The 2139-nt window shown below is 66.1% G+C and carries 1 protein-coding gene; it reads left to right on the top strand.

Going from position 1 to position 2139, the window contains the following annotated elements; genetic code table 11:
- Nucleotides 1–1573, top strand: a 1573-nt coding sequence (locus tag ABD54_RS26365) for a cytochrome bc complex cytochrome b subunit (RefSeq protein WP_047872257.1), incomplete at its 5' end; no start/stop codon positions are given.
- Between the last annotated feature and the right edge of the window lie 566 nt (nt 1574–2139).

The raw sequence follows: 2139 nt of genomic DNA on the forward strand, positions 1-2139 counted from the left end.
CGAGAAGAACCTGCGCAAGGTCTTCCCGAACCACTGGTCGTTCATGCTGGGCGAGATCGCGCTGTACTCGTTCATCATCCTGCTGCTCACAGGCGTCTTCCTCACGCTCTGGTTCAAGCCGAGCATGCTGGAGGTCGTCTACGACGGCTCCTACGAGCGCCTCCAGGGCGTTCCCATGTCGGAGGCCTACGCCTCCACGCTCCACATCACCTTCGAGGTGCGCGGCGGTCTCCTGGTCCGCCAGATCCACCACTGGGCCGCGCTGATCTTCGTGGCCTCGCTCGTCGTGCACATGCTCCGGGTGTTCTTCACCGGTGCGTTCCGCAAGCCGCGCGAGATCAACTGGCTGATCGGCGTCGCCATCTTCGTCCTGGCTATGCTCGAGGGCCTCTTCGGCTACTCGCTGCCCGACGACCTGCCCTCGGGCATGGGCGTGCGCATCCTCCAGGGCGTGATGATGGCGCTGCCGCTCATCGGCCCGTACGTGTCGATGTTCCTCTTCGGCGGGGAGTTCCCCGGCGAGGACATCATCACGAGGCTGTACATGCTGCACGTGCTGGCGATCCCGGCACTGCTGCTGGGTCTGATCGTCGCGCACTTCATGATCCTGTGGCACCAGAAGCACACCCAGTACCCCGGTACCGGGCGCACGGACAAGACCGTGGTCGGAACACCCATGTTCCCGGCCTTCGCGGTCAAGGCGGGCGGGTTCTTCTTCTTCACGTTCGCCGTCATCGCACTGCTGAGCGCGTTCGTGCAGATCAACCCGATCCACCTGTTCGGGCCCTTCACTCCGACGTCCATCACCTCCGGGCTCCAGCCCGACTGGTACATGGGCTTCATGGAGGGTTCGCTGCGCATCTTCCCGAACTGGTTCGACATCGCGCCCTTCGGTTACGCGATCCCGACCGGCGTGCTGGTGCCAGGCCTGATCATCCCGGGCCTGATCTTCGGCGGACTGGCCGCCTGGCCGTTCATCGAGCAGTGGATCACCGGCGACAAGCGCGCGCGCAACGTCGCCGACCGTCCGCGCAACGCGCCGGTGCGCACCGGCGTGGGCGTCATGGGCATCACCTTCTACGGTCTGCTCTGGCTGGCGGGGTCCAACGACATCATCTCGGAGACCTTCTCGATCAGCCTGTACACGACCACGTACATCTTCCGTGTGCTGGTCATCGTGGGTCCGATCGCGGCCTTCTTCGTCGCCAAGCGCATCTGCCTGGGGCTGCAGCGCCGCGACCGGGAAACGCTGGAGCACGGTTACGAGAGCGGCACCATCCAGCAGCTGCCCAGCGGTGAGTTCGTGGAGGTGCACAAGCACAGCTCCCCGGAGACGGTTCACGTCCTGGAGAGCAAGCCGGTCATCACCTCGACGGCGCTGGAGGACGGCGCCGACGCGGACGGCAGGGGTGTGGAGAACCCCGAGGCCCGCAAGGGCAGCGGCAGGCTCCGTAAGGCCCTGGCGCGTTGGTACACCAAGGACGACGTGTCCCTGGAGGGGGTGGAGGCGCTCAACGGCCACCACCCGCACCACTCCTCCACCGAGGCGGAGAAGGAGGCGGCCCACCACTAGGGCCTGCCGCCCCATCTCCTCGACGGACCCGGTCGCACCGCGACCGGGTCCGTCGTGTTGTCGGCCGACACGAGAGCGGCACCGGGCCCGTCGCGGGGCTCCTCGCCGCCCGTGTGACGCGAAACCCTCCCGCCCGTGTGCCGCGGGGGTCCGCCGGGCCCGCTCCCCGACACCGAACCGGCCCGAGTCATGAGCGGGATGACCAGCCGCGACGTTCTTTTTCGCGTGTTCGGCACTCCTTTGGCCCGCGCAATTATGTGAATTTTGGGACGCCCGTGACTCGTGTTTAGTGGACGCGCTGTTCATGCCTAGAAGGTGCTGGATTTCCGTTTCCCTCTGCGGCTCTCGGGGCCTGGAAGCCCGTGTGCGTAGGCGGTCCAGCCCTCCCTGGGTGCCTCGCGGGGGGCGATAACAGGGGGGCGGATTCGGGTCTTGTCGGGATGCCGTAATAATGCTGGCGTGGCGACAGCAACCGCGAACCCAAAATCAGCACCGACACCAGCACATGGTGCGGCAAAGCGTCCTGACCTGGTGAGCGTTGGCACCATCGTTTGGTTGGCCAACGA

Origin of the sequence: Nocardiopsis sp. RV163 (genome assembly GCF_001029525.1) — a bacterium.
Taxonomy (GTDB): domain Bacteria; phylum Actinomycetota; class Actinomycetes; order Streptosporangiales; family Streptosporangiaceae; genus Nocardiopsis; species Nocardiopsis dassonvillei.